The 4,162-nt window shown below is 66.2% G+C and carries 5 protein-coding genes; 3 read left to right on the top strand and 2 right to left on the bottom strand.

The genetic code is table 11. The annotated features are described in order from the left end of the window. Together R1101_RS0117400 and R1101_RS0117395 are read left to right on the top strand one after the other, a co-directional pair. Positions 1-423: phosphotransferase (locus R1101_RS0117400; protein ID WP_016934641.1), on the top strand; the 423-nt coding region annotated here is incomplete at its 5' end. Between the two features lie 3 nt (positions 424-426). Next, the gene (locus R1101_RS0117395) at positions 427-1,527 is read left to right on the top strand and encodes a DUF7064 domain-containing protein (protein ID WP_016934640.1); all 1,101 of its coding nucleotides are present in this window, start codon (positions 427-429) and stop codon (positions 1,525-1,527) included. 75 nt (positions 1,528-1,602) lie between these two features. On the opposite strand, the gene R1101_RS0117390 is transcribed toward R1101_RS0117395, so the two are convergent. Together R1101_RS0117390 and R1101_RS0117385 are read right to left on the bottom strand one after the other, a co-directional pair. Beyond that, complete coding sequence (locus tag R1101_RS0117390) at positions 1,603-2,346, bottom strand: SDR family NAD(P)-dependent oxidoreductase (RefSeq protein WP_016934639.1); 744 nt, start codon at positions 2,344-2,346, stop codon at positions 1,603-1,605. A 33-nt stretch (positions 2,347-2,379) separates the two neighbouring features. Next, positions 2,380-3,300, bottom strand: a complete 921-nt coding sequence (locus tag R1101_RS0117385; protein ID WP_016934638.1) for a 3-oxoacyl-ACP reductase — start codon at positions 3,298-3,300, stop codon at positions 2,380-2,382. A 202-nt stretch (positions 3,301-3,502) separates the two neighbouring features. Here R1101_RS0117385 and R1101_RS0117380 point away from each other — a divergent pair, with 202 nt between their 5' ends. Beyond that, a complete protein-coding gene (locus tag R1101_RS0117380) occupies positions 3,503-4,120 on the top strand; it encodes a TetR family transcriptional regulator (protein ID WP_026003400.1) in 618 nt (205 codons plus the stop codon). Positions 4,121-4,162: the final 42 nt, after the last annotated feature.

The raw sequence follows: 4,162 nt of genomic DNA, 5'->3' as shown, positions 1-4,162 counted from the left end.
GACGTGCTGTGCTGGGGCGACGCCCGGATCGGGAACATCATGTACGACGGCACGACTCCCGTAGCGGTGCTGGACTGGGAATCGGCTGCGCTCGCGCCCCGGGAGCTGGACCTCGGCTGGTTCATCTGTTTCCACCGCATCTTCCAGGACATCGCCGAACAGTTCTCGTTCCCCGGCCTCCCGAATTTCCTGCGGCGTTCCGACGTGGTGGCGGAATACGAGAAGGCCGCCGGAGTCGAGGTGCGCGACCTCGACTTCTACCTCGTGTACGCCGCGCTGCGCCACGGCATCGTGATGTCGCAGATCGAGCGCCGGCGTATCCACTTCGGTGAGGTGGAACCACACGACGACCCGGACGCGTACGTTCTTCACCGCGACATGCTCGCGCGCTTGCTCGACGAATCCTACGAGTGGGAGAAGTGACCGATGAAACCAGCTCCGCTCGACGAATTTCCGGTGCACCAGTCACCGCTGTCGATGGGACGGGTGGCGTCCACGGACCGGAACTTCTACGACCGCAACTATTTCAACGCCCACGACCGCACGGGCTCGATCTACCTCATCACCGGTTTCGGCGTCTACCCGAATCTGGGTGTGGTCGACGCCTTCGTCACGGTTCGGCACGGGGATTCCCAGGTAGCGGTCCGGTTCTCCGGCGCTCTCGGGGAGCGGTCCATGGAGAGCGCGGTCGGTGGGTACCGGCTCGAGGTGATCGAACCCTTGCAGAGGATTCGCGTCGTCTGCGAACACGACGAGCTGTCCTGTGATCTCACCTGGGACGGGTCGTTCCCCGCGGTACTCGAAGAGGCACACATCCTGATGTCGGGTCCGCGCCCCATCCTGGACGCCTCCCGATTCGCTCAGGTCGGGAGCTGGTCGGGCAGCATCTGCGTGCAGGGCAAGGACTTCACGGTCGACCCGGACACCTGGATGGGTACGCGCGATCGCTCGTGGGGCATCCGCCCGGTGGGGGAGCCGGATCCGCAGGGGCGCTGGACATACGAGAACCGCGGTGGGCACTACTGGACGTACGCCCCTCTGCGATTCGACGACTTCGCACTCATGGTGATCGTCCAGGAATCGTCCGACGGCCATCGCACGCTCAATCACGCCACGCGCGTCTTCCCCGACGGTCGCGTCGAGCAGCTCGGGTGGCCGCGCCTTGAGGTGAACTACCGCAGCGGCACGCGGCACCCCGAATCCGCGCGCATCCACCTCACCACGCCGGAGGGAAAGCCTCTGGTCGTGGAGGTGGAGAACCTCGGGTTCATCTCTCTGAGCCACGGTGCCGGATACGGCGGCGACCCCGAATGGACGCACGGTGAGTGGCGCGGGGAGAACTGGTCGTCCGCGTCGGTGGTGGATACCACCACTGCGGAGTTCCACGACCGGTTGCCGTATTCGACGATCGATCACATCGCACGTGCGACGATCGACGGGCAGGTCGGTTGGGGGATGTTCGAGCACGCGGTCATGGGACGGCACGACCCGTCCGGTTTCGTCGGCTGGACGGACATGGCGCCGTAGCGACTGCCGGCGACGAGCACCTCCGACCGAGCAGGCTGTGGTCGGAGGTGCTGTCGCCCTCAGGCGGATATCCGGTCAACGCAGCTTGATGGTCCCACCGTCGACCATGAGCGTCTGACCGGTCATGTAGGCCGCATCGTCGCTGGCCAGGAAGACTGCGACCCGGCCGACGTCGGCCTGCGGATCGCCGAAACGGTGCATCGGCGTCTTCGCCAGGAGTGCCTGCTCGACGCCGGGGTGGGCCGCGATGTACGCCTCGATGCCCTCGGTCAGCGCCAGAGGAGAGATGACGTTGACGTTGATGCCGTCCGCCGCCCACTCGTTTGCCGCGACCCGGCTGATCGCCCGGATCGCTTCCTTGGCGGCCGCGTACGAACTCTGCGTCACGCTTCCTTCGATGCCGGCTCCGGATGCGAAGTTGATCACCGAGCCCTTGTTCGCGGCGAGCTGGGCGTGTGCTGCTTTCATCAATCGGAATGTCGGGTAGAAGCCCGTGCCGAACGACAGGTCGAGCATGTCCTGTGTGGTTTCCAGCAGGGGTGCCTGCTTCGAGACGTGCGCATTGTTGACGAGTACGTCGACCTTGCCGAACTGTTCGACGGCGGTGGCGACGATCGTCTCGGCGGCCGACTCCTCGGAGATGTCCGCGTACGAGAATTTCCCGGCTCCGCCGAGTTCGGCTTCGAGTGCCTCGCCCGCGGACCGGTCGATGTCGACGAACAGGACCCGTGCGCCCTCTTCCGCGAACGCCCGAACGATGCCGCGCCCGATTCCTCCGGCGCCGCCGGTGACGATCGCAACCTTGCCTGCAAGCCTCATGCCGTGTTCCCTTCGTCGTGCGGTGCCGGGTGGTCAGTCGACGGCCAGTGCGACCTTCTCGAGTTCCGCGATGCTGTATGCAGCGTAGGTCTCGTACGGGCCACGACCGGCGAAATACGAGGAAAGCTGCTCGTCGAGTTCCTCGACCGTGAAGGCCGAACCGGCCGCGTCGAAACGGTTCTCGACCTTCGGCGAGGCCATGAGCGCGACCATCTTGCCGTAGACGACGAACACCTGCCCGGTGATCTCCGCGGAGGCCGGGGAGGCGAGATAACTCACCAGGGTGCCGACACGCTCGGGGGCCAGCGGGTCGAGTCCGGTCGTGCCGTCGGCTTCACCGAATGCCTCGGCGGTCATCGCGGTGCGTGCGCGGGGGCAGATCGCGTTCGCGGTGACTCCGTAGCGGGCCAGCCCTTGAGCCGTGGACAGGGTGAGCGCTGTGATTCCGGCCTTCGCGGCGGAATAGTTCGGCTGCCCGGCCGAACCGAACAGGAAGGCCTCCGACGAGGTGTTGACGATACGACCGTAGACCGGTCCGCCGGCTGCCTTGCTCGCCTGGCGCCAGTGCACCGCGGCGGCGTGCGATGTGGCGGCGTGACCCTTGAGGTGGACCCGGATCACGTCGTCCCAGTCGGACTCGGTCAGGTTGAAGATCATCTTGTCGCGGATGATGCCCGCATTGTTGACGAGGATGTCGAAGGATCCGAAGGCCTTGACGGACTCCTCGACGAGACGGCTTCCGAGAGACCAGTCGGACACATCGCCGGTCACCGCGATCGCCCGGCCGCCGGTGGCGACGATCTCCTCTGCGACCTCGTGTGCCGCGTCGCCCATGTCGTTGACGACGACGGCGGCACCCGCTGCGGCGAGGGCGAGGGCCTCGGCCCGTCCCAGGCCCGCTCCGGCACCGGTCACGACCGCGGCACGCCCGGTCAGGCTCACAGATTCACCCATGCTTCGTCTCCTGTTCGGTTGCCGTGGTCCGTCATCATTCCGCGGCTGAATTAGTATTCATTCTAGTTTGCGGGTGTGTGCGATTCGACTGTCGACACGGTCCCGCTGGATGGGATCGGGTGGACCCCGACCTGTTCCACCTGGAACGTTCGTCGCCGACGACGGGTGGGTGCCGACCGATCACGAAGGGGAGGAGTCGAGCATGCCGAGACTTGCGGAAGTGCGGGATGCGGCCGAGCCGAACTCGGCCGAGCAGCACGCGCGGTACGGCAGGATCATCGATGCCGCAGCGCAACTGGGTGCGGAGAAGGAGCTCGAGCGGGTTCGGATGCAGGAGGTCGCCGAACTTGCCGGGGTCGCCATCGGCACCCTCTATCGGTACTTCCCGTCCAAGACGCATCTGTTCGTCGCGGTCATGGTGGACCAGATCGATCGCATGGGTATTCATCTCTCCAGACGTTCGCGTCCGTCCGCTGCGCCCGCGGACGCGGTCTACGACGCATTGCTGCAGGCCACTCGGGCGCTGGTGCGAGCACCGCTGCTGGCCAACGCGATGATCCAGTCCGCCGCCTCGTCGAACGCCGCCACCATTCCCGATGTGGCGAAGATCGATCGGCACTTCGACGGACGGCTCCTGGCCGCCGCGGGTATCGACGAGCCGACCGTTCGTGACGTGACCGTCGTGCGATTGCTGGTGGCGCTGTGGTTCGGGCTCGTCCGCTCGGCGCTCAACGGCCGGATGTCGATCCCCGAGGTCGAATCCGACCTGCGTGTCGCGTGCGACCTTCTGCTCGTGGATCTGTCCGCCGGCGTGCGCTGACGGGCGGGCCCGGGAATCGAATCCGCAAGGGCTGTCCCGCTC

Source organism: Rhodococcus sp. R1101, from assembly GCF_000278445.1.
GTDB classification, from domain to species: domain Bacteria; phylum Actinomycetota; class Actinomycetes; order Mycobacteriales; family Mycobacteriaceae; genus Rhodococcus; species Rhodococcus gordoniae.
The sequence above is the reverse complement of the archived record's forward strand: the minus strand, read 5'-3'. Positions and strand labels throughout refer to the sequence as shown.

Excerpts from the sequence above, each read along its gene's own strand:
- R1101_RS0117395 (WP_016934640.1), top strand. The coding sequence starts at position 427 with ATGAAACCAGCTCCGCTCGACGAATTTCCGGTGCACCAGTCACCGCTG.
- R1101_RS0117390 (WP_016934639.1), bottom strand. The coding sequence starts at position 2,346 with ATGAGGCTTGCAGGCAAGGTTGCGATCGTCACCGGCGGCGCCGGAGGA.
- R1101_RS0117385 (WP_016934638.1), bottom strand. The coding sequence starts at position 3,300 with ATGGGTGAATCTGTGAGCCTGACCGGGCGTGCCGCGGTCGTGACCGGT.
- R1101_RS0117380 (WP_026003400.1), top strand. The coding sequence starts at position 3,503 with ATGCCGAGACTTGCGGAAGTGCGGGATGCGGCCGAGCCGAACTCGGCC.